The 266-nt window shown below is 65.8% G+C and carries 1 protein-coding gene; it reads left to right on the top strand.

Going from position 1 to position 266, the window contains the following annotated elements:
- On the top strand, positions 1-266 hold a 266-nt coding region (locus tag AC0I8G_RS25970), incomplete at both ends, for a Rossmann-fold NAD(P)-binding domain-containing protein (RefSeq protein WP_471732515.1).

The following is a 266-nucleotide window of genomic DNA, read 5'->3' as shown; positions in this document are numbered from 1 at the left end:
ACTTGGGTGCGCGGCACTTCCTGCTGATCAGCGCGATGGGCGCCAACCCGAAATCGTCGGTGTTCTACAACCGCGTGAAGGGTGAAGTGGAGCAAGCGCTGATCGCCCAGAACTGGCCGCAGCTGACCATCGCCCGCCCTTCGTTACTGATCGGCGACCGCCTGGAACCGCGCCTTGGCGAACGCCTGCTGGCGCCGATCATGCGCTGGGTTCCGGGTAAATACCGTGGCATTCCGGCCTGCACGCTGGCCCGCGCGCTATGGCGC

Source organism: Kineococcus sp. AC630 (genome assembly GCF_979255925.1).
The sequence above is the reverse complement of the archived record's forward strand: the minus strand, read 5'-3'. Positions and strand labels throughout refer to the sequence as shown.